Origin of the sequence: Sorangium sp. So ce590 (genome assembly GCF_051521365.1) — a bacterium.
Lineage (GTDB): Bacteria > Myxococcota_A > Polyangia > Polyangiales > Polyangiaceae > Sorangium.
In genome coordinates this window covers 7,269,904-7,292,299 of sequence record NZ_CP150346.1, presented here as the reverse complement: position 1 = coordinate 7,292,299, position 22,396 = coordinate 7,269,904, and the positions used below count along the sequence as shown (strand labels likewise).

Genomic DNA, 22,396 nt, shown 5'->3' with positions numbered 1-22,396 from the left:
GCGTGCGCCCGGAGGCGTTGCGAGGCGAGGGGCCGGACCGCGCGCCCCTCGAAGCCCGGCGCTGCCCGTCCTGCGGGCGGCGGAACCAGGGCGCATGCCCCGAGTGCGTGGTGCAGGGCCAGTCGTCGCTGCCGGATGACGCGACCGTGCTCGACATCACCGAGGTCGTCCCGGTCGCCCTGCCCCGCTTCGACGGCCACCGGACCGTCCGGATCCTGGGGCAGGGCGGGTTCGGCACCGTGTTCGAGGCCGAGCGCGAGGGCGGCGGGGCGAGGGTGGCCATCAAGCTCGCGCGCGCCGAGCGCCACGGGGCAGGCGCGCACCTGCGGCGCGAGATCGAGGCGCTGCTCGCCGTGGGCGCGCCCCACGTGCCGGCCGTGCACGCGTGGGGCACGCTGGACGACGGCGTCCCCTACGCCGTGATCGGGCTCGTCGCCGCACCGACGCTCGCCGCCCGCCTCGCCCTGCGCCCGGCGCCGCGCATGGAGGAGGCGGCCCGGCTCGGCCTCGCGACGCTCGCGTCCCTCGAGGCCGTCCACGCGCGCGGCTACGTCCACTGCGATCTCAAGCCCGAGAACCTCTTCGTCGACGACGCGGGGAAGGCGACCCTCATCGACCTCGGCACCGCCCGCGTCGTGGGGCGGCGCGGCGGCGCGCAGGACGACGACCTGGCGCTCGGGACGGCGGAGTACATGGCCCCGGAGCAGTCCGCCGGGCGCGCGGATCTCGACGCGCGCGCCGACATCTACGCGATGGGCGTCATCCTGTACGAGCTCTTCGCGGGCCGGCCGCCCTTCTGGGGGCCCCGGGCGACGGTGCTCGAAGATCACAGGAGCCGCAGGCCCCCGCGCCTGTCGTCGCGGGCGGTCGTGCCGCGGGCGATCGAGGAGGTGGTGCACCGCTGTCTCGCCAAGGACCGGAGCGAGCGGTTCGCCAGCGCGACCGAGCTCCGCTCCGCGCTGGAGCGCGCGCTCGGGGAAGACCTCGCGGCGCGCGAGCACGACGGGCCGCGGGCAGGAGGCGGGGCCCCGCGCCGCGCGGTGGGGCTCCTGTTCTTCGAGGGCGCGGCCGACCGGGGGGCCGTGCAGCGCCGGATCCGGGCGCTGGGGGGCGAGCTCGCGCACGCCTCCGGCTCGCGCTACGCGGCGGTCTTCGGCCACGAGGGCGCGGCGAGCCCGGCGCGGCACGCGCAGCGCGCGGCCGACGAGCTGCTGCGAGGAGGGCTGTGCGAGCGCGTCCTCATCGATCTGGCGCCCGTCTCGGTCCAGGTCCGGCCGGGCGGGGCGATGCGCTTCCTGAGCCCGCTCTTCTCGCGCGTCGAGCGGTGGCCGGCGGCGTCCGGGCCGCCGGGGCCGTTCCTCACGCCGGCGGCCGCGGCCGCGCTCCCCGAGGCGCCCGTCGCGGGGGAGGAAGCGCTCGCGCGCGAGCGGACGCTCGGCTCCGTCGGCGTGGCGCGCGAGCCGACGGAGCCCGGCGCGTTCATCGGTCGCAGCGACGTCCTCGATCCGCTGCTGCGCAGCGCCGAGGAGGCGCTTCGCCTCCGGCAGCCAACGATCGTGTCCGTGATCGGGGAGCCTGGTTACGGGAAGAGCCGCCTCTTCGTCGAGCTCGGCAAGCAGCTCCGGGCGCGCCTGCCGCACGCCCAGCTCATCGACCTGCGCGGGCAGGAGCCGACCAGCGGCGCCTCGGACGCGACGCTCCAGGAGCTCGTGCGCGAGGCGCTCGACGTGCCGGAGGCGCCCCCGCAGAGCGGCGTCCGCGCGGTGCTCGCGGAGCGGCTCGGCCCCGCGCTCGGCGACGAGCTCGGCTCGGGGCTCGCGATGGCGCTCGGGTGGGTGGACGAGCGGTCGGGCGGCGAGGTGTTCCCCGAGATCGAGGCGCTCAAGGCCGCGCCCGGCGCGCTGCGCTCGGCGCGCGTGCGCGCGGCGGGCGAGTGCCTGCGCCGGCGCACGGCGGCTGCCCCGGTCCTCGTCATCCTCGACGACGCGCAGTTCGCCCAGGATGTGACGCTCGCGGCGCTCGAGTACGCGGCGCTCGCGGACGGCGCCGCGCCGCTGTGGATCTGCGCGATGGGGCGCCCCGCGTTCGCCGAGGCGCACCCGTCCTGGGGCGAGCGGGCCGCGCGGCGAGAGGCGGTGCGGCTCGGGCCCATGGACGCCGAGAGCGCGCGCGCGCTGTGCCGGCGGCTGCTCTTGCCGGCGCGGGACGTGCCGGAGCCGGCCATCGATCACCTGCTCGAGCGCTCGCAGCGGGTGCCGCTGCTGCTGGTGGAGCTCGTGCATGGGCTCAAGCGCGAGGGGATCCTGCGGCGGCACCCGCGGGGCGACGCGTGGTACCTGGCGACCGACGAGCTCGATCGCCTGCCGGTGCTGCCGCTCATCGATCCGCTGGCGCAGGCGGAGGTCGCGGCGCTCGGGCCGGCGCTCGGGGCGCACGCGCGGCTCGTGTCGCTGCTCGGCGCCGAGGTGTCGCTCGACGAGATCGCGGGCGTGCTGCGCCACCTGGACGAGCGCGGCGAGGGCGCGCTCTTCCCGCTCGACGCGCGCGTCGGGACCGAGCGGCTGGTCCAGGCGGGCGTGCTGGTGGCGGGCCGGAAGGGGCGGTTCGCCTTCCGTCACGCGCTCGTGCGGGAGGCGATCGCGCACGGGGTCGACCAGGCCGAGCGGCGGCGGATCCACCTGTCCGCGTACCAGCACCACCGCGAGGCGGCCCACGAGAGCCCGGAGCAGGGTCGGTTCAAGATCGCGTTCCACGCGGCCGAGGCGGGGCTCGCCGCGATCGCGGAGGAGGCCTACCTGGAGCTGGCCGAGCGGGCGCGGGCGCGGCACGCCTATGTCGAGGCGGAGATCCACTTCAGCCGCGCGCTCGCGCAGCCGGTCGAGGAGCGCGGCGCGCGGAGGAGGGCGGCGTACCGGGGCCGGGGGCTGATGCGCTACCGGCTGGGGCGCTACCACGACGCGCTGGGCGATCTGGACCGCGCGCGCGCGATGGCGGTCGAGGAGGGCGACGTCATCGAGCAGGTCGAGATCCTGCTCGACGAGGCCACGGCGCTCGACTGGATGGACGACTACGGGCGCTCGACGGAGCGGATGGAGCAGGCGAGGGCGCTCGCGCCGGGCGATCTGCCCCCGGCGCTCGCCGCGCACCTCTCGATGGGGGTGGCGCGCTCGCTGCTCCGCGAGAGCCGCGCGGAGGAGGCGGCGCCGCAGTTCGAGATCGCGGCGGCGCAGGCCGAGGCTGTGGGGGACGAGTGCTACGAGACGCTGGTTGTGTCGTTGCTCCTCCTGGGCTTCATCTATCCGGGGCTGGGGAGGCTGGACGATGCAGGCGCGGTGCTGGATCGGACGATCCGGATGTGCGAGTCGCGCGGCGACCTCCTGCACCTCGGGCCTGCGATCGGCAACCGCGCGCTCGTGCGCGCGTGCCTCGGGGACAACGAGGGGATGATCCTGGACCTGTGCCGTGTCCTGGCCATCTCGCGCGAGCTGGGTCTCGGTACGATGGAGCTCGTGGGGGAGTTCAACCTGGGCGAGTACCTTTACCTGATGGGCAACCTGGAGATGGCGACACCGCACGTGGAGCGGGCCGTGTCGCTGGAGCGCCAGCAGCGGGGGGACGAGGCTCGGCCGGTGGTGCAGCTCCTCCTGGCGCGGCTGCTCCTCTACCGAGGTGAAGAGGGCAAGGCGCGGGAGATCATCGAAGAGATCCGGGCTCAGCAGGCGAAGGCCACCGCGGAGGGGCGCACGGGCATGGAGATGGCCCCCGCGGAGGAGGTGCAGTGGTCGATGATCGACCTGGCGACGCGGCACGCGAGCGACGCGGCGTGGGACGAGCTCGAGGGGCGGTCCGCCCTATTTTCCGCGGGGCAGGAGCAGATCGAGGTCATCGAGGCGCGGGCGCGCGCCCTCTCCCGTCGCGGACGACACGCCGAGGCGCGCGCGGTGCTCGAGAGGGCGATGGAGGCAGCCGGGAGGATCCCCAACGTGATGCGAGAGCGAATCGAGCGGCAGCGAGGGGGCTCGCCCGAAGGCTCATCGCCGGTCCGCGTCGGCTCGTGACCGGCGGATAGACCCCGTGACGGAGCCTCGCGCCGGGGTTTGTCGCGTCCTCCACACGAAGTACATAGGAAGCGCGATGCGCGCCGGGGACGTGGTCGAGGATCGGTTCGAGATCGAGCGGCTCGCCGGCGCCGGCGGGATGGGGGACGTGTACCGCGCGCGCGACCGGCTGTCGGGCGAGGCGGTCGCGCTCAAGGTGCTGCACGGCGCGAGCGCGCACGATCTGCGCCGGTTCGCGCGGGAGGCGGAGGCGCTCGTCACGCTGCGGCTGCCGGGGGTCGTGCAGTACGCGGCACACGGAATGACCGGCGAGGGCCAGCCCTACCTGGCGATGGAGTGGCTCGACGGCGTCACCCTCGAGGAGCGGCTCACCGATGCGCCGCTCACGCTCGCCGAGAGCGCGACGCTGGCGGCGCGCGTGGCCACGACGCTCGGCGCCGTGCACAAGCTCGGCATCGTTCACCGCGACCTCAAGCCGAGCAACGTGATGCTCGTGGGCGGCGCCGCCGAGCGCGCCACGCTGCTCGACTTCGGTATCGCCCGCGACCTCCGGCTCACGCAGAGCCTCACGTCGCCCGGCGCGGTGCTCGGCACGCCCGGGTACATGGCCCCCGAGCAGGCGCGCGGCGAGTCGTCGATCGACGCCCGGGCGGACGTGTTCGCGCTCGGGTGCGTCCTGTTCGAGTGCATCGCGGGGCGCCCGCCGTTCCTCGGCAACAGCGCGCTCGCGCTGCTCATCAAGGTCGTCCTGGAAGAGCCGCCGCGGCTCGGGGAGCTCCGCGGCGACATCCCGGAGCCGTTCGAGCGCCTGGTGACGCGGATGCTGTCGAAAGAGGCGGGGGACCGGCCGCGCGACGGCGCCGCCGTCGCGGCGGAGCTCGCGGCCGCGGCCGGTGATGGGCTCTCCGCCGGAGCGAGCGCGGTCGCGGCGCCGCCCGCGCCGAGCGAGGAGATCACGACGGCGGAGCGCCGGGTCATGTGCGTCCTCCTGGCCGAAGACGGCAGCGCCGAGACGGACGCCACGCTCTCGGAGGCCGATGGCGCCGCGCGGGTCGAGGCGCTGCGCGACATCGCGGCGCGCCACGGTGGGAGCGTCGATCGGCTGCAGTCGCGCTGGCTGCTCATCGCGCTGTCCGGCGCCGAGTCCCCGACGGATCTCGCCACGCGGGCGGCCCATTGCGCGCTCGCGCTCCGGACGGTGCTCGGCGGTGTGCCCCTATCCATCGCGACGGGGCTGACGGAGATGGAGGGGAAGCTGCCGGTCGGCGAGCTGGTCGATCGGGTCGCGCAGCTCATCGCCGGGCGCGACAGCCCGCTGCCCCGGGAGATCCGGCTCGACGACGCGACGGCGGGCCTGCTCGCGAGCCGCTTCGAGACGGTACGGGGGCCCGGAGGGTGCTGGCTTCGCGGCCCGAAGGAGGAGCCGGACACCGTGCCTCGGCTCCTCGGCAAGCCGACGCCGTGCGTGGGGCGCGAGCGCGAGCTGTTGCAGCTCGCGACAGAGTGGCGCCATTGCGTGGACGAGCCCGCCGCGGGCGCCGTGGTCGTCGTGGGCGCCCCGGGGCTCGGCAAGTCGCGCCTGGCGTGGGAGTTCCTTCACTCCCTCGAGGCGCGGAGCGAGACCGCCGAGGTCTGGATCGGCAGGGCCGATCCCATGGCCGCCGGCTCGGCGTTCGGCCTGCTCGCCCGGGCGCTCCGCCGCGCCATGGGCCTCCTCGACGGCGAGCCGCTCGAGGCGCGGCGGTGCAAGGTGCTCGCCCGGGTCGAGCGGCTCGACGCGTTCCGGAGCAAGGGCCCGCAGGTCGCGGCGTTCCTCGGCGAGCTCGTGGGGGCGGCGTTCGCGGACGAGAGCGATGCGCAGCTCCGCGCGGCGCGCCAGAACCCGATGCTGATGAGCGACCGCCTCCGCCAGGTGTTCGAGGACTTCGTTCGGGCCGAGTGCCAGCGGCAGCCGGTGCTGCTGGTGCTGGAGGACCTGCACTGGGGCGACCTGCCCACGGTGACCCTGGTCGACGCCGCGTTGAGGCACGCCAGGGACCTGCCGTTCTTCGTGCTGGCGCTCGCCCGCCCGGAGGTCGACGCGCTCTTCCCGGCGCTGTGGCGTGAGCGCAACGGCCTCCGGCTCCGCCTTGCGCCGCTGCCCCGTCGCGCGAGCGAGCGGCTGGTGCGCGAGGTGCTCGGCGACGGCGTGGGAGACGAGCGGGTGGAAGAGCTGCTCGCGCGCGCCGACGGCAATGCGTTCGTGCTGGAGGAGCAGATCCGCGCGGTCGCCGAGGGCCGGAGCGAGGGCATGCCCGAGACGGCGCTGGCGATGGTGCAGGCGCGGCTCGAGGCGCTGGGCGTCGAGGAGCGCCGCGCGCTGCGCGCGGCGAGCGTCTTCGGCGAGACGTTCTGGGAAGGCGGGGTCGCGGCGCTCGTGGGCGGCGTGCCGGTGGCGCCGCGGCTCGCCGAGCTCGCGCGGCGGGAGCTCGTGCAGCGGCGCCACGAGGCGCGCATCGCGGGCGAGGTGGAGTACGGGTTCCGCCACGCGCTGGTGCGGGAAGCCGCCTACGGCATGCTCACCGAGCGCGACCGGCGCGTCGGGCACGGCCTTGCGGGCGACTGGCTGGATCGGGCTGGCGGCGCGGATGCCATGGCGCAGGCCGAGCACTTCGAGATCGGCGGCGCGCCGGCGCGGGCGGCGGATGCGTTCCTGCGCGCGGCCGAGGAGGCGCTTCGCGGCAACGACCTGGCCATGGCGCTGGCGCGAGCCGACCGCGGTATCGGCTGCGGGGCAGCCGGGGACACAGCAGGCAGGCTCCGCCGAGTCCAGGCCGAAGCCCACGTGTGGCGCGGCGATGCCGCCCTCGCGGTGGAGCGCGGCACCGAGGCGATCGAGCGGATCGAGCGCGGCACGACCGCATGGTTTTCGATCCTCAGCCAGGTGGTCATCGCCTCATCCAAGCTGGGAGGGCTCGATGACGTCGAGCGATGGGCGACCGCGGCGGCGGATGCCCCGGCCGTGGACAACGCTCAGCGTGTCAAGCTCATCTGTCTCGCCGACGGTGCTGCCGTGCTGATCCTGGGTGGGCGTTATGCCGAAGGGAATGCCCTGATCGAGGCCGTCGAGCGCGCTCTTGCACGCGCAGAGAACCAGGATATCGAGGTGGATGCGCATCTCCACCAGGCGCGGTCCTACCTCGCGATGTGTGCGGGTGATCTGGGCGCCGGCGTGAGCGGCATGGAGGCTGCGGCGCTTGCGTTCGAGCAAGCCGGCGATCATCGCAACGCCTGTACCATGCGCGCGAACCTCGGGAGTGGCTATGCGGAGCTCGGCGACTTCGAGCGGGCGGAGTCGATGATGCGCGCGGCGCTGGCGGAGGCTGACCGGTCGCATCTGCATGACATGAGCTTCGTGGTGGAGATGAACCTCGCGCAGGTCCTCGCATCTCGCGGTCATCTGGCCGAGGCGCGGGCGCTCGCCGAGTCCGCTGCGACGCTGAGCGGTCAAGCGGGGGTGGTGCGCACTGAGCTGATTGCTCGTTGCTACCTCGCGAAGATCGCTCTCGCCAGCGGCGATCTCGGGGTCGCCGAGCGCGAAGCGCGCGCCGCGGTGGCGCTCGCGCCGAGCGCGCCGACGTTCGCAGTGCAGGCCTCTGCCGTCCTCGCCCGGGCGCTGCTCGGCCTCGGTCGTACCGACGAGGCGATGCGGGCTGCCGCCGAGGCGAGCGCGCAGCTCGCGGAGTTCGGCACGCTGGAAGAGGGCGAGTCGCTCGTCCGGCTGACGTATGCCGAGGTGCTCGCCGCGAGCGGCAGGCACGCCCAAGCGCTCGCCGCCATCGCGTCGGCCCGGGCCACGCTGCTCGCGCGCGCCGAGAAGCTCAGCGATCCGACCTGGCGCGAGCGCTTCCTCCGCGATGTCCCCGACAACGCCCGCACGCTCGATCTCGCGCGGCAGTGGCTCGCCAGCTGACGCAGCGCCGCGCTCACGCGCGCCGCCGGCCGCGCGCGATCCGCAGCATGCCGCCGAGCAGCGCGAGCCACGGCGCCGGCGAGCCGCCCGCCGGCGAGCCGCCCGCGGCGCGGCAGTCGCAGCCGTCGCCGCCGTCGAGCCCGCCGCCGCTGCCCGACGAGGACGACGCCCCGCTCGATGAGCTCGCCGCGCTCGAGGCCGCCCCGCCGCCGCCCTCCGCCCCTGGGCAACCCCGGGTCGCGGCCGGCCCGGCCTCGGTCGGGCAGGCGTCATCGATGTCGCTCACGAAGTCGTTGTCGTCGTCCGTGTCGCAGTCGTCGCCTATGCCGTCGCCGTCCGTGTCGGTCTGGGCGGGGTTCTCCCTGGCCTTGCAGTTGTCGCACGCGTCGCCCACGCCGTCAGCGTCGGTGTCGGCCTGGTCCGGGTTCGGGACGGCAGGGCAGCTGTCCGCGCTGTCGAGCACGCCGTCGCCGTCCGAGTCGAGGCCATCGTCGTCGCAGGCGTCGCCGGTCCCGTCGCCGTCCGAGTCCTCCTGGCCGGGATTGGCCACCTTGGGGCAGTTGTCCGCGTCGTTGTACAGGCCATCCTGATCATCGTCGATATCGCAGGCGTCGCCGATGCCATTGCCGTCCGAATCCTCCTGACGCGGGTTCTCCGTCAGGGGGCAGTTGTCGCCCAGGAGCACGCCGTCGCCGTCGAAATCGATGGCGCCGGGCGTCGGGACGGCGCATGCGGTCCAGGTCGACGACAAGGGCTCGCCGGTCTCGACAGCGCCGGTCACTCCATTTCCCCCGCTCGCGGTCTGGGCGCCTTCGGTGAAGTCCTGCCGGCAGCTCCCGCCCGCGGTCGAGAGCGGCGCGTGCAGCGCGACGTCGTCCGCCGCGTCGTCCAGGTAGGCGCTCGGCGCGCTCCCGGGGTCCGGTCCGTCGATCGACACACCCGTCTTGTCGACAGGCGCGTTCGGCCCCGTCCCGCCATAGAAGACGTAATCGACGTCCCTCACGAGGTCGCTCACGCCGTCCCAATAAAAGAGGATCAGGCACTCATGATCGTTCGTCAGCCCGCGCGTCTCTCCCACCGATTCCTGGAGCGGCAGCCGCATGTCGGGCACGGCGGCGGCCGACTTGCTCCCCCCCTCGCCATAGGTGGCCGTGCTGTGGATCTCGTAAGTCGGGTGCGAGCCCCAGCCCTCGAACGCCCTGGTCTCGTTGCACCCCATGCGGTAGCACTCGGCGCCTCCGAGCGACACGGTCTGGATCTCACCGGGGCCGATCACGGCGCCGTCCGGGAAGCGCACAAGGAAATCGTTCGTGTTCGGGAGCGTGGGGCTCGGCGTGACGAGCTGGTAGTAGAAGCGGTAATCAGCGAGGTAGTAGTCCGAGAGGTCGACCGCGCCTCTGCCCGGGTTGTAGATCTCGACGAACTCCGCGGCCGCCGGGTGGACGAGGAGCTCCGTCAGGAGGAGCTTCGCGGGGCTCGACACCTGCGCGCGCATCCGGCCGTGGAGCGCGTCGAGCTCCAGCGTGACGACCTGCCCGGGCGCCGCGCTGAAAACGCCGTTCGAGGAGTCTCGCGGGGCGTAGCTCCAGCCGTTCGCGCCGAGCCTCGTGCTCCACGGGCCCTGTGCCGCGAACTTGAAGGACGCACCGGAGAGCGCCGTCCGGGCCACGAAGCGGTACGTATAGACCTCATCGCCCGCGCGACGATCCCCGAGGCGGCCATCGTCGCGCGCGACCGTGAGCGATGAGTGAGGGTTCCAGTCGGTGTCGCCCACTGAACCCTGCCAGTCTCCGACGGCGACCCACACCTGCGGCGCGCCGTCGGCATCGATCGAGGCGTTGCGCGAGTCCGAGGCCGATTCCCTCGCCGGTAAGAACCCTTGTGCGGTCAGGTCGCGCGTGTCGTAGTAGAAGGTGACATCGTAGGGCGGTGTCCCGCCGGCCAGCGTGAAGCGCAGGCGCTCACCGCTGGCCGCGCCCGCGCCGCCATCGTCGAGATCGACGCCGTTCCGCGAGATCCTGTACTCGACGTCGCCCCGCGCCGCGAACGACACGGCCGCCGTGAAGACGCCGTCCCCGGGCGTCGCGTCCGGGGCGATCCCGTCGTCGCGCAGGGGGGCGCCGCGGGGCGCGTCCCACGCTCCGAGCTCCGGCGTGGAGCCGGTCACCGTCGGCACGGCGAGCGCCGCCCTGGGCAGGAGCGAGAGCAAAGCGAAGCTGATGCCGACGAAGGAGCGACGACGTCGCACGGGGCCACCTCGGTGCCGGGGCGAAATATCCGGACACGCGGAACCCTAGCGCAGGACGGACGAACAACGAAGTCACAAAGCAGGAACAGTCCAGCGCTCGTGAGACGGCGTCACGCGTCGCGCCAACCATCGATGAGCGCTGAATCCCGACCTCGACCGCCTCGGGCTGCGTAAAGGTGCCTCGATGTCGCGGCTCAGGCGCGCGGGTCGCTCCGAGGGCCCGGGCGGCGCGTTCTCACCGCGGGACAGCCGCTGTGGCGGGGCGAGGCGAGTCCTCGCGATGCGAGGTGCCCGTGAGGACGCTCGTTACGCTCATCTGATCGGCGCGGTCGCCCGTCGCGTCGACGAGCGCGAGCGCCCTCGTGTAGTCGAGCGCCGCTCCGGCGGTGTCGCCCTGCTCGCAGCGCAGGTCGGCGCGCGCCTTGAGCACGGCCGCCTGGCCAGCGCCGTCCCCGAGCGCTTCGAAGAGCCGGAGCGCATCCTCGTAGTCGCGCTGCGCGCCCGGGAGCGCGCCCCGCTGGCGGCGCAGGTCGCCGCGGACCTTGAGCGCGGCGGCCTCGCCCGGGCGATCGCCGCTGTCTCGGTACAGCAGGATCGCATTGCCGTAGTCGCGCGCCGCGAGCGCCGTCTGGTGCTCTCGCAGGCGCAGGTCGCCGCGGGCCTGCCACGTGCGCGCGTGGGCCTGCTCGCACCCGAGCGCACGGAGGAGCTCGGCCTGCGGGAGGATCTCGCGCGCGGCGCGGCCGCTCGCCCCGCGGCGCTCATCGACGCCGCTCGGGGGCGCGCGGAGCTGGCTGAGGACGCGCTCCTCCACGCCCTCGAGGATGTAGAGCGCCCGGTCGTAGTCGCGCGCCGCGCCCGCGAGATCCCCCTGCCGGAGGCACAGATCGCCGCGCGCCTTCAGCACGTTGGCCTCGCCCGGGCGATCGCGGCAGGTCCTGAGGAGCATGAGCGCGCAGCCGTAGTCGCTCGCGGCGCCCTGCGCGTCGTCCTGGTCGAGCCGGAGGTTGCCGCGCGCGAGCAGCCCCATCGCCTCTCCGGTCCGGTCGGCCGCCGTCTTGAAGAGCGAGAGCGCCCGCTCCTCGTCGCGCAAGGAGGCCGCGAGATCCCCCTGCCGCCGGTACAGGTCGCCGCGGAGCAGGAGCGCCGTCGCCTGCCCGCGCCCGTCCCCGGCCGCCTCGAACGCGGCGAGCGCCTCGCCGCAGTCCGCCGCGGCGTCCTCGAGCGCGCCCTCGCGGAGGCGCAGGGCGCCGCGCGCGAGGAGCTCCTTCGCGCCGCGGAGGGCGTCGTCCTCGACCGGCGCGCTCCGCGCCGCGGCGCGCTGCGCGTTCGCGCGCACCGCCCTGCGAAGGACGTCGCGGTGGCCCGGGCGGCCGCGCTCGCGGGCGGCCGGCGTGGCCCGGAGCGTCCCGAAGGTGCCCCGCCGCTTGCTCGCGAGCTCCGCGCGCCGCGCGCCCTCGATCGCCGCGAGCGCGCGCTCGCGCAGCTCGGGGAGCGCGTCGCCGCAGAGGCGCGCCGCCTCGTCGAGCAACCGCTGCTGGACCTCGGACGTGAGCCCGAGATCGAGCACCGTGCAGGCGTCGACGAGCGCCCGCGCCAGCACGTCGGCGCCGCGCGCGCCGTCCCGGAACGCGGCGATGTCGAGGGCCGCGAAGAGCTCGCCGGCGATGCGCCGGCGCATCGCCGCCTCGGGTCGCCCCTCGGCCGCGGCCGTCCAGAAGAGGAGCGCCTGCATCGCGTCCGCCACCCCGCGGTGCAGCGCGTCCCAGCGCTCGGCGTCGCCGACCACCTCCTTTCGGGCCACGGCGCGCACGAGCGGCGTCACCCGGTAGGTCTGCGTGGCCTGATCGAGCGACACGAGCCGGCCATGCACGAGCAGCTGGAGCGGCCGCGCGGCGGAAGGCGCGGGCTTCCCCGCCGCGGCGGCGACCACCTCGAGCGGAACCCCCGCCGCGGGCAGCGCGGCGAGCGCTTGCACAACGCCGCGCGCCTCCTGGCCGAGGGACTCCAGCGCGTCACCGAAGACCACAGCCAGGATCTCGTCCCCGGGCCCTTCTGGATCCAGATACGTCGCATTTTTCCGCAGGTACGCCTCGGTCGACATCCCCGTTCGTCGCAGCGTGGCGGCGGCGATCTCGACCGCGGCGGGCAGATACCCGAGCGCAGCGACGAGCGCATACGCCCACTGGACCTCTGCCGCGGGCGGCGCTTCCGTCCCCCATGCACCCTGAGAGAGGGCGGACATCGCAGCGGAGACCGAGAGCACCGAGACCCTGAGCTCAGCTGTCTTCCGATCTCCGGACGTGGAGCGGAACCTCAACATTTCGCCTCTATCATTCCAGAAGAGCTGGTTGTCCGAGCAGGCGCCGGCGGGCTCTCGGCCCGTGACGACACGCCTGCTGGCTCCCATGAGCCTGGAGATTGCTGCTGTTGCGAAGAGCTTAGCGCGGCGCGGGACGGGCTCAACGACCTTCCAGGTTTTCGCGCGTGGTGGCTCGCGCCGCGCGCTCCGTGTCGCGACTTCGCACCGGCGCCGCGCCCGCGCTGGCACACGCCCGGCATCGGCTTGCCCCTCCATGGGCCAGCGTGTTCGACGACATGGAAAGGTGGAACCGTGCGCTGGACGCTCGCTCGGCGCCACCGGGTTGTCTGTCCCGCGGCGGGATCGAAGAGAGAAGAGCCCACGCATCTCCGCGGATCCTGCGGCGAAGCGAGCGGCGCGGGAGGAGACCCGCGGGCGGGAGATCCGGGTCGGGGACGAGATCGTCTATGTGACCGAGACGGGCGCCGGGACGCCGGTGGTGCTTCTGCCCAGCATGCTGGTCAGCGGCATGACCTACCGGTCCACGGTGGACGCGATCGCGCGGCGCGCCCGGGTGATCGTCGTGGAGCTGCCCGGCTCGGGCCGCGGCTCGCGGCTGCGCGCGCCGTGGACGATGGAACGGTACGCGCGCTGCGTCGCCGACACGCTGCGGGCTTTGCAGCTCGAGCGCGTCACGCTGATCGGCCACTCGCTCTCGGGCGCGGCGGCGCTGGTCACCGGCGCCCTGTACCCCGAGCGGCTATCGGGGCTCGTGCTTGCCGATTCCGTCGGAGTCAACCCGCCTGGCTCGATCCTGGCGCTCGCCCTCTGGCGCGCGACCGACACGCTGTTCGTGCCGCGCTTCTCCGTGCCGGCGGCGCCCGCTCTCCTCCACAACCTGCTCTGCCACACGCGGAGCGCGCTGAGCCTCCTGCGGATCGCCGCGACGGCGGACCTGAGCGGCTACGCCGCGCGCGTGCGCGTGAGGACGCTGCTGGCCTGGGGCGCGCGCGACCTCACGGTGCCGCTCCGCTCGGCGCTCGCCATCCAGCGCCTGATCCCGGACTCGACCCTTGTTGTCTCCGCGAAGGGGAGCCACGACTGGATCGTGGGGCGACCAGCGGAGTTCGCGGACGTGGTCGCGAGGTTCATGGCGCGCGGCGGCTGAGCATGGGGGTATCGTGGCGCGCCGGCGTGCGCTACCATCGTCCCGACGTTCTTTGGCGTGAACCTCGGGTGCGCGGCGAGCGCCGCGCCGCCGTCGAAGGGGGTGGGCTTGACTGGTTTGTGGCGCCTGCTGGAACAGGCCGCGCGGCGGGGGCGGCTCGCGATCCCGCTCCTCGCGTTGCTCGCGACGATGGCCCTGTGTCGCCCCGCGCGCGGCGATGCGGCGCCCGCGCCCGCCGCGGGGGCCGCCGGTGGGGCGGGAGCGACCGGCGCCCCCGCGCCGCCGGGGCCGCGGCCGTTGCCGCCGATCCCCGGCGAGGGGAAGGTCACCGTGGTCGCGATCGCCGGCGCGATCGACCTCGGCCTCTCGCCGTTCCTGGAGCGCGTGGTCGCCGCCCAGGGGGAGGGCGATCTCCTCGTGCTCGACATCAGCACGCTCGGCGGGCGCATCGACGCCGCGCTCGCCATCCGGGACGCGCTGCTCCGGGCCCGCGCCCGCACCGTGTGCTGGGTCAACCCGCGCGCGATCTCGGCCGGCGCGCTCATCTCGTTCGCCTGCGACGTCATCGCGGTGGCCCCAGGCGCGACGCTCGGGGCGGCGACGCCGGTGCAGCTCGGCGAGGGCGGGGAGATGAAGCCCGTCGCCGAGAAGGTCGTGTCGTACATGCGCAAGGAGATGCGCGCGACCGCGGAGGCGAAGGGGCGGCGCGGCGACATCGCCGAGGCCATGGTCGACGCCGACGCGGAGGTCCCCGGGCTCGACGAGAAGGGGAAGCTGCTCACGCTCGACGGCGCGCAGGCGCTCGCGTGGGGCGTCGCCGAGGTGCAGGCCGGCAGCGAGGCGGAGCTCTTCGGCGCCCTGGGCCGCCCGTCGCCCGGCGAGATCGCGCGCCCGCGCCCCAGCTTCGCCGAAGAGCTCGCGCGCTTCCTCTCCGATCCGACGCTCTCCGGGATCCTCATGACCCTCGGGATGCTCGGCATCCTCCTCGAGCTCTACGCGCCGGGGCACGGCGTCTCGCTCGTCGTCGGGCTCTCGTGCCTCGCGCTGTTCTTCTTCGGGCACCACGTCGTGAAGCTCGCCGGCTGGGAGGAGATCGCGCTCTTCGTCGCCGGCGCGATCCTCATCGCGGTGGAGATCCTCGCCCCGGGGCACGTCGTGCCCGGCGTCGTGGGCGCAGGGTGCGTGGCGCTCGCCCTCCTCCTCGCGCTCCTCGATCTCGAGCGCGCGCCGATCGACGTCGCGTGGCACGCCGGCTGGCTGCCGCGCGCGCTCGCCACGGCGAGCGTCTCCCTCGCCGCGACGGCGGTGCTCGCCGTGGTCGCCGCCCGCGTCGCGCCGAGGACGCGGCTCGGGCGGCGCCTCGTCCTGGACACGGCGATCCGCGCCGTCGCCACCGAGGGACCTTCCGGGAGCGCGGCGGCGCCCGCGTCGCTCGCGTCGGCTGTGGGCAGGGTCGTCACGGCCGACACCGATCTGCGCCCCTCGGGCAAGGTCTCGCTCGACGGTCGGCGCGTGGAGGCGCTCTCGGAGCTCGGTTACGTCGAGGCGGGCGCCCGCGTCCGCGTGATCCGGGCGGACGCGGGCCGGCTCGTCGTGCGGGCGATCGCGGGCGGCTCGGGCGAGGAGGCCGGCGCGTGACGCCGGCGCTGCTCGTCGTCGCCTTGCTCGTGGCGGGCCTCGTGCTGCTCGCCATCGAGGTGCTCGTCCTGCCCGGCATCGGCCTCGTCGGGGTCCTCGGCGGCGCCGCGGTGCTCGGGGCGGTCGCGCTCGCGTGGGCGGCCCTCGGGACTGGCTACGGCCTGCTCGCGCTCGGCGCGGGCGTCTGCGCGACGGGGCTCCTGTTCTGGGCCGTCCCGAGGACCCGGGTGGGCCGCAGGATGGTGCTGCTCGAGACCCACCAGGGCGGGCGCGGCCCGGACGCGCGGCTCGCCGCGCTGATCGGCAAGGAGGGCAGGGCGCTCACGCCGCTGCGCCCCGCCGGTACGGTCGAGATCGAGGATCGCGCGGTCGATGTCATGACCGACGGCCTCTACGTGGAGGCCGGCACGCCGGTGCGTGTCGCGAGCGTGGAGGGGAATCGGGTCGTCGTCGAGCCGCAGGAGCCCTAGGGCGCGCGCGAGAGGCGGCCCTTCACGGACAGGACGGGTTGAAGAGTGGATATGGAGATCATCTCGGTCATCGTGATCGGCGGGCTCGTGCTCGTCGCCATCGTCGCGACGCTGTACATGATACCGCTCCGGCTGTGGATCGCCGCGCAGGCGTCGGGCGCCGCGGTCTCGATGCTGACGCTCATCGCGATGCGCCTGCGCCGGGTGCCGCCCGATCAGATCGTCAACGCGCGGATCAGCGCCGTGAAGGCCGGCCTCGAGGGGGTGTCGATCGACATGCTCGAGGCGCACTACCTGGCCCGCGGGCGGGTGGAGGCGGTCGTCTACGCGCTCATCTCGGCGGGCAAGGCGGGGATAGCGCTCGATTTCTCGCGCGCGGCGGCGATCGACCTCGCCGGCCGCAACGTGCTCGAGGCGGTGGCGATGTCGGTGAACCCGCGGGTCATCGAGACCCCGAAGGTCTCGGCGGTGGCCAAGGACGGCATCCAGCTCCTCGCGATCGCGCGCGTGACGGTGCGCGCCAACATCGATCGCCTCGTCGGCGGCGCGGGCGAGCAGACGGTGCTCGCCCGCGTCGGCGAGGGCGTGGTCTCGACCATCGGCTCGGCCAACGACTACAAGCACGTCCTCGAGAACCCCGACACCATCTCGAAGAACGTGCTCAAGAAGGGGCTCGACGCGGGGACGGCGTTCGAGATCCTCTCGATCGACATCGCTGACGTGGACGTGGGCTCCAACATCGGCGCGAAGCTCCAGACGGAGCAGGCCGAGGCGGACAAGCAGGTCGCGCAGGCCCGGGCGGAGTCGCGCCGCGCGCTGGCGGTGGCGCAGGAGCAGGAGATGAAGGCCAGGACGCAGGAGATGCGGGCGAAGCTCGTCGAGGCGGAGTCGATGATCCCGCTCGCCGTCGCGGAGGCGCTCCGCACGGGCAAGCTCGGCGTCATGGATTACTACAACATGCGCAACGTCATCGCGGACACCGAGATGCGCCAGGGCATCGCCGGCACCGCGGGGGGCAAGCCCGACCCCGTCGGGGAGTCGTGAGATGCCGCCGCGGGACGCTGCGAGCCCGCTCCTCGCGTGGCTCGGCCGCCGCGAGGGGCTCGTGCGGCGCTTCGTGCTGGCCGAGGTGCTCGGCCCGCCGCGCGCGCTGTCGCCGCATGCGACCGCGCTCGGGCGGCCGGTCGGCTGGCAACATCCCGAGGACGCTGGACGGGCGCCATGGATGACCTCGAGCGGTACGTCGGCTACCTCATCGCGGCGGCGTGGCTGATCATCCAGGCCGCGATCAAGATCGGCAGCCGGCGCGCGGAGCGCGCCGCGCGCGCCGAAGCGCTCCGCGAGGCCGCGGCCGCGGCCGCGGTCGAGGCGCGGCGCGGTACGCTGCCAGCGAGCGCGGACGAGCCGCAGGGCGACGCGCCGCTCGCCGGGGCCGCGCGGCGGAGCGCGGCGCCGCGGGCGGCGGTGCCGTTCGGTGCCCCGCTGGCGCCCGATGCAGCCCGGCTGCGCGCGGCGCTGTCGCGGCTCGCCGAGCTCGATCGGAGCGCCGCCGCGCTCGGCGAGGCGGTGCGCCACGAGCGCGCGAACCGGCGCTTCGCGGACGTGCTCACCACGTTCGTCCCGCGCGAGATCGCGCGGCTGCGCGCGGCCGTCGACGCGGGCCTAGGAGCGCGCGAGGTGGAGGCCGCGGCGGATGACATCGAGCTCGTGGTGAGCGAGATCGCGGTGCTCGCGCGGCAGCGCCGCGACCCCTCGCTCCTGCCCGAGCTCGGCGACGCGGACGCCCTCGCCGACGCCTGCTACGCCCCGGTGATCGCGTTCGCGCGGGCGGAGGGGTTGCCGCTCCGGAGCGGATTGCCGGCCACGCAGCTCACGCGCTTCGAGCTCTCCATCTGGACGGGCTTCATCCCGACGTCGATCGCGCCCATCTTCCTCCCCGCCGACTTCTTCTCGACGCCGCTGCGCTGGCCGGCGCTCGCGCACGAGATAGGCCATGATTTCCTGGCGTCGATCGACGGCCTGGAGCCGGCCCTGCGCCGCGAGCTCGGCCTGCCCGACCGGAGCGAGCGAGCGCGCCCGCTCGCCCTGGACGACGATCGCGCCGGGCCTTCCGAGCTCGGGCGGGTGTTCGGCGCGTGGTTCGAGGAGATCTTCTGCGACGTCTTCGGAACGCTCATGTTCGGCCCCGCCTACGTGCTCACGATGAGCGAGCTGTTCTTCGAGGAGGACTATCCGTACGCGTCGCTCGCGATCCAGACCAACGCGGGCGGCGCGCGCTATGACGAGCACCCTCCGCCGCACCTGCGGGTGCTCATCGGGTGCATGGTCCTCGATCGGGCCGGCCTCGGCGATGCCGCGGGCGCGCTGAGGGAGGCGTGGGCGCGCCGCCACGCCGAGGTGGACCTCGACGAGCTGCTCTTGCCCGCGGGGAGCGCGTGGCACGCGTTTCCGCTGTCGCCCTTCACCGAGATGGCCGAGCGGCTCGTGGAGCGCCTCTATGCCGGACCGCTCGTGGCCCTGTCGGGCTTCGGTCTGCAGGACATCAGCGGGCTCGACTACGGCCCGCACGCGCACCAGGAGGGCCTGCGCGCGCGCGACGCGCTGCTCGCCGGCCGGGTCCCCGCGGTCCGCGACGCGCGGGCGCTCCTCGCGGGCGCGGTGCAGGCGGCGCACCAGGCGCCCGAGAGGGCGCTGCTGATCTTGACCCGGGCGCGCGCCGCGATCCCGGCGCTCGGCACGAGTGAGCGGCGTCCCGACGCGTTCGCGCCGGCCCCCGGCGCGTTCAGGGTCGCGCTCGACCGCCGCGCCGTGACAGAGGCGCTGCTCTTCCGGGAGGCATTGCTGCCACCGAGAGCGCTGCGTGCGCGCCGCCGGGCGCGCATATAGGCCGCGCTCGGAAGAGGCATATAGGCCGCGCTCGGAAGAGAATGAGTCGAGCTGCCAGGTCGTCCTCGGACGGGAAAGAGTCGAGACGCCGGTACGCGGAGGACGCCTGGGAGAAGATAGATGAGAGAGGCGGAATTTTTCTCTCTTTGTGTCTTGGCGGTCCGCGGTCACGCTTGCCGCGCCGCGCGGATCAGAGGGCGTCGAGCTCGGCCGCCCCCTGCACCGAGTGGACGGTGTGGATCGTGGGCGCCCGCGGCGCGGCGAGGCTGCCTGCCGCGATCAGGGGCAAGGGCGCGCGGGGCGGGGCGAGGCTCTCCGACTGGAGCTTCATGAGCTCCTCGCGCTGGTACTTCCACACGGTCCGGTAGCGGAAGAACGGCACCGCCGGGTAGAGGTGATGGATCAGGTGATACGTCTGCCCGAAGAGCAGCACGTTGAAGAGCGCGCTGTCGATCGCGCGCGTCGCGCGATACCGGTTCTGCGCTGCCGTGACGCCGTGAGGGTAGTGAGGCAGGTAGTCGAAGGCGAACGCGAGGAAGAAGATCGCCATCCGCGCCGGCACGATCCAGTAGAGGAGCGCGAGCTCGCCGTAGCCGAGCCCGAAGGCCAGCGCCACGAGCGCGAGCATCGCCGCGAGCGTCGCGATCGTCTCGATCCGCTCGCTGCGCTTCTGCGCGCGGTACGAGCGCAGGAACAGGTAGTAGTAGTGGAGGTCCTGCGTCGCCCAGCGGAGCGGGAGGAGATACCACGGGCCGCGCCCGCTCCAGTGGTCGGGATCCCGGTCCTCCTCGTTCGTGTGCTTGTGATGCTCGATGTGGAAGTGACGCACCGCCAGGAACGGCGCCATGAGCAGCAGCCCCGACAGCCGTCCGACCACGCCGTTCAGCAGCGCGGAGCGCGCCAGCGACCGGTGCGCGGCCTCGTGCATCGGCGTGAACGCGGCATACGCGGCCACCGCCGCCCCGAGCACCGCCGGCGCCGCCGACACCCAGCCCGTGACGCCGGCGTAGACCGCCGCCGCCCAGAGGGCACACGACCCCGCGAAGAGCGCGAGCGTCGGCCACTCGATCGGCCGGGTCTGCAGCAGGCCGCTCGCCAGCGGCAGCACGCTCCAGATCGCGGGCCGCCCGGACGGCCTCCCTGAAGGCCGCCCTGACGATCGCCCCGAAGGCCGTCCCGAGGGCCGGCTGGAACGAGGCTCGTCGTTGTTCATCGTGAAACTGCAGGCCGCTGGCCGCCCCGATGGACGACTGAGTCGATTCTCGTCGTTGTTCATGGCGTTCAACACTCCCGGGGGAAGCTTCGGATCTTCACTCTTGTGACAGCGGACGATGGACGCCGGAGCGAGCGCAAGCGAACGTTCGACCACTCGGGACCGCGCTCCAGGGATCGCACCGAGAGGTCGTCAGCGGCCGGCGATCTCCAGAGCGAGGTCCTCCACGGCCATTCTCTCGAATGAACAGGGAGCGCCATGGGCGTTTCCGCTGCGAGAGAAGGCGGGAGTTGCTCGCAGACGAGCACGAATCCAATCTAGCAGCCTCGCAACAGGAGCACAACGAGACTTTCGGAGCAATGCGTTGGGCTTCTGGTTGGCTGGATTCCAGAAGCGGACTCTTCTGCTGGGCGGCTTTCACAGAGGTCGCGGTGGCCGTGGTTCTCGCCGCCGTTGTGGCTGGCCACGTGAGCGGAGCGCGCGGCTTGGCTGCCTGTGCGGAGCCGGCCCGGAGGCGTGGCGCTGAGCATGCCGACACCGTCGAAAACGTGCAGGGGAGCCGTTTGTTTCGCTTTTCCTTCTAGACGTGCCGCAGCATCGCGCTCACCTCGCTGGCACAACCCCACGCCAGCGTGTACCCCGCGCCACCGTGGCCGTAATTGTGGATCACGCGGCCTTCGCGCTCGAGCCGCACGGCGCTCCGATACGGGCGCAGGCCGGCGCGCGCTCCGAGCAAGCGGCCTGGTCGAAGACCGGCCGCGCGCACCCGCTGGAGCATTGCGTCAGTACGCTCGGGGTCGGGCGTCAGCGGGCGGTCGTCGGGGGACGGAATGACACAGCCGCCAATCACGATCTCGCGACGCCGCGGGACGACATAGACGAGCGCGGATTCGTTCCTTTCGTCACCCAGTGCGACATCTAGGGGGATCTCGCCTGGCTCGACGAGGGCTACCTGGCCGTAAAGGGCGAGGAGCTCGCCGTCGCCGGTGAGGGCGCGCGCCCCGAGCCCGGTGCAATTCACGACGCAGTCGCCCTCGACCTCGGCGAGCGATTGCACGCGCTCGATGCGCACCGGGCTGTGGAGCTGCGACTCCAGCCAGGGCAGGTGCAGCGACGGCTCGATGCGCGGCGCCGTGAACCGGAAGCTGTACGGCGCGCCCAGCGGGTGCGGCCCAGGCTCGAGCGCGAGGTCCGGGGCGCTCGGGGCCCACCAGGGCAGCTGCGTGCGGTCCGACGCCTCGCGCGTGGTCAGGAGATCCACGCCCGCCTCGGGGTGCTCCCCTGCGATGCGCGTGAGCTCATCGAGGCTCGCCCGCGACCAGGCGTTGACGCGCTCGGGCGGGTCCGCCGCGAACGGGTGCCACAGCGCGGCCGCGACAGCGGACGTCGTGCGCTCGCCGCGCTCCGCCGCGATCACCTGCACGCGGTGCCCGTCGCGCTGGAGGACGACCGCCGTGGTCAACCCGATCACCCCTGCGCCCACGACGGTGATGTGCCGCGCCGGTGCCTGTCTCATCGATGACTCCACGGCCGCGCGCTCTAGCACGCTGCTTCCCTGCGTCGAGATCGCACGCCGCGCCCGGCGATCGAAGCCGAGCGGTCAGCCGTCCCGCGCCGCCGCGCGCCGCGCCCCGGACGGCGCCGCGCGGCCGCGGTGGTCTGCGCCTCGCGCGCGCTGACGCGGCCGCGCACGGACGGTGCTACGCAGTCCCGGTCCGCAGCGCCGGGCTCGCCGCGGTCCCGCGGTCCCGCGGCTCGGCGCGCGGCGCGAGGGACCATGTCGAGCCACCGCTTCAACGATCCGGAGATCGCCGCCGTGTATCGCGCCATCCACGAGCGGCGCGACATGCGCCACTTCCTGCCCGAGCCGGTGGACCCCGACGCGCTCGCCAGGCTGCTCGCGGCCGCGCACGCCGCGCCGAGCGTGGGCATGATGCAGCCCTGGCGGTTCGTGCGGATCACGGCGCCGGAGCTCCGGCGCGACATTCACGCGCTCGTCGAGGCGGAGCGCCTCGCCACGGCGCGCGCGCTCGGGGAGCGCGAGGACGAGTTCATGCGCCTCAAGGTCGAGGGCATCCTGGAGTGCGGCGAGCTGCTCGTCGCCGGCCTCATGGCGGGGCGCGAGGCGCACGTGTTCGGCCGCCGCACGCTGCCCGAGATGGATGTCGCCTCGGTGGCCGCGGCCATCCAGAACCTGTGGCTCGCGGCGCGCGCGGAGGGGCTCGGCGTGGGATGGGTATCGCTCTTCGAGCCGGAAGGGCTGGCCGCGCTGCTCGGCATGCCGCCGGGCAGCAGGCCGCTCGCCATCCTGTGCGTCGGTCACGTGGGGGCGTTCTACGATCGCCCCATGCTCGAGGCGTGCGGCTGGGCAGCGCGGCGCCCGCTCCCGGAGCTCGTCTCCGAGAACGCCTGGCCCGAGGAGGCCGCCGCGGCCGGCGAAAGGGGCCCGTGATCGCGGCGC

12 protein-coding genes are annotated in these 22,396 nt (G+C 74.0%); 8 read left to right on the top strand and 4 right to left on the bottom strand.

Annotated elements, in window-relative coordinates:
- Positions 1-2: 2 nt before the first annotated feature.
- Together WMF28_RS27160 and WMF28_RS27155 are read left to right on the top strand one after the other, a co-directional pair.
- Positions 3-4,058 carry a serine/threonine-protein kinase gene (locus tag WMF28_RS27160; RefSeq protein ID WP_437596229.1) on the top strand — a complete coding sequence of 1,352 codons (4,056 nt, stop codon included), beginning with the start codon at positions 3-5 and terminating at the stop codon, positions 4,056-4,058.
- A 76-nt stretch (positions 4,059-4,134) separates the two neighbouring features.
- Complete coding sequence (locus WMF28_RS27155; protein WP_437596228.1) at positions 4,135-8,010, top strand: protein kinase domain-containing protein; 3,876 nt, start codon at positions 4,135-4,137, stop codon at positions 8,008-8,010.
- Positions 8,011-8,023: 13 nt separating this feature from the next.
- Here the strand turns inward: WMF28_RS27155 and WMF28_RS27150 are convergent, their stop codons facing one another.
- Together WMF28_RS27150 and WMF28_RS27145 are read right to left on the bottom strand one after the other, a co-directional pair.
- Positions 8,024-10,258 carry a thrombospondin type 3 repeat-containing protein gene (locus WMF28_RS27150; protein ID WP_437596227.1) on the bottom strand — a complete coding sequence of 745 codons (2,235 nt, stop codon included), beginning with the start codon at positions 10,256-10,258 and terminating at the stop codon, positions 8,024-8,026.
- A 235-nt stretch (positions 10,259-10,493) separates the two neighbouring features.
- Positions 10,494-12,503 carry a hypothetical protein gene (locus WMF28_RS27145; RefSeq protein ID WP_437596226.1) on the bottom strand — a complete coding sequence of 670 codons (2,010 nt, stop codon included), beginning with the start codon at positions 12,501-12,503 and terminating at the stop codon, positions 10,494-10,496.
- A gap of 361 nt (positions 12,504-12,864) precedes the next feature.
- Between WMF28_RS27145 and WMF28_RS27140 the strand changes: the two genes are divergently transcribed.
- The 5 genes from WMF28_RS27140 to WMF28_RS27120 all read left to right on the top strand — a co-directional run bounded on the left by WMF28_RS27140 (position 12,865) and on the right by WMF28_RS27120 (position 18,722).
- Positions 12,865-13,728, top strand: coding sequence for an alpha/beta fold hydrolase (locus WMF28_RS27140; protein ID WP_437596225.1), 864 nt, complete (start codon positions 12,865-12,867; stop codon positions 13,726-13,728).
- Between the two features lie 57 nt (positions 13,729-13,785).
- On the top strand, positions 13,786-15,366 hold the full coding sequence (locus tag WMF28_RS27135) for an NfeD family protein (protein ID WP_437596224.1): 1,581 nt from the start codon (positions 13,786-13,788) through the stop codon (positions 15,364-15,366).
- Positions 15,363-15,836 (top strand): NfeD family protein, encoded by a 474-nt coding sequence (locus WMF28_RS27130; protein ID WP_437596223.1) that lies wholly within the window; start codon positions 15,363-15,365, stop codon positions 15,834-15,836. Before WMF28_RS27135 ends, WMF28_RS27130 begins: the two co-directional genes overlap by 4 nt.
- 51 nt (positions 15,837-15,887) lie before the next feature.
- Positions 15,888-16,880, top strand: coding sequence for a flotillin-like protein FloA (floA, locus tag WMF28_RS27125; RefSeq protein ID WP_437494947.1), 993 nt, complete (start codon positions 15,888-15,890; stop codon positions 16,878-16,880).
- A 177-nt stretch (positions 16,881-17,057) separates the two neighbouring features.
- Complete coding sequence (locus tag WMF28_RS27120) at positions 17,058-18,722, top strand: hypothetical protein (protein ID WP_437596222.1); 1,665 nt, start codon at positions 17,058-17,060, stop codon at positions 18,720-18,722.
- A 190-nt stretch (positions 18,723-18,912) separates the two neighbouring features.
- Here the strand turns inward: WMF28_RS27120 and WMF28_RS27115 are convergent, their stop codons facing one another.
- Together WMF28_RS27115 and WMF28_RS27110 are read right to left on the bottom strand one after the other, a co-directional pair.
- Entirely contained in the window at positions 18,913-19,830 is a 918-nt protein-coding gene (locus WMF28_RS27115; RefSeq protein ID WP_437596221.1) for a fatty acid desaturase, read from the bottom strand.
- A gap of 685 nt (positions 19,831-20,515) precedes the next feature.
- Positions 20,516-21,451, bottom strand: coding sequence for an FAD-dependent oxidoreductase (locus tag WMF28_RS27110; RefSeq protein WP_437596220.1), 936 nt, complete (start codon positions 21,449-21,451; stop codon positions 20,516-20,518).
- Positions 21,452-21,712: 261 nt separating this feature from the next.
- On the opposite strand from WMF28_RS27110, the gene bluB reads away from it, so the two are divergent.
- Positions 21,713-22,387 (top strand): 5,6-dimethylbenzimidazole synthase, encoded by a 675-nt coding sequence (bluB, locus tag WMF28_RS27105; RefSeq protein ID WP_437596219.1) that lies wholly within the window; start codon positions 21,713-21,715, stop codon positions 22,385-22,387.
- Positions 22,388-22,396: the final 9 nt, after the last annotated feature.

Bases quoted from the DNA above. Each gene is read 5' to 3' on its own strand.
- WMF28_RS27155 (WP_437596228.1), top strand. From the start codon at position 4,135: ATGCGCGCCGGGGACGTGGTCGAGGATCGGTTCGAGATCGAGCGGCTC.
- WMF28_RS27145 (WP_437596226.1), bottom strand. From the start codon at position 12,503: ATGTCCGCCCTCTCTCAGGGTGCATGGGGGACGGAAGCGCCGCCCGCG.
- floA (WP_437494947.1), top strand. From the start codon at position 15,888: ATGGAGATCATCTCGGTCATCGTGATCGGCGGGCTCGTGCTCGTCGCC.
- WMF28_RS27120 (WP_437596222.1), top strand. From the start codon at position 17,058: ATGGATGACCTCGAGCGGTACGTCGGCTACCTCATCGCGGCGGCGTGG.
- WMF28_RS27110 (WP_437596220.1), bottom strand. From the start codon at position 21,451: ATGAGACAGGCACCGGCGCGGCACATCACCGTCGTGGGCGCAGGGGTG.
- bluB (WP_437596219.1), top strand. From the start codon at position 21,713: ATGTCGAGCCACCGCTTCAACGATCCGGAGATCGCCGCCGTGTATCGC.